Genomic DNA, 212 nt, shown 5'->3' with positions numbered 1-212 from the left:
TTCCTACCTTTGCACTCCCAACCGAAAGGAAGGGAAAAGATTGCCGGAACTGCGGATGCAGGGAAGGGAGAAAAAAAGATCGAAGCGGACGGATGGAGCCGGGGAATATTAAGACCCCAGCGAAAAAAGGCCCGAAGATATATACGACCAGCCGTGAGGCTTTATGGTCACCAAGTTCTTAAAAGAGATGTCAATGTAGCGTAGCGGCGGTA

The organism is Pedobacter fastidiosus (genome assembly GCF_014306625.1).
Taxonomy (GTDB): Bacteria; Bacteroidota; Bacteroidia; order Sphingobacteriales; family Sphingobacteriaceae; genus Pedobacter; species Pedobacter fastidiosus.
This window is presented reverse-complemented; position numbering follows the sequence as displayed.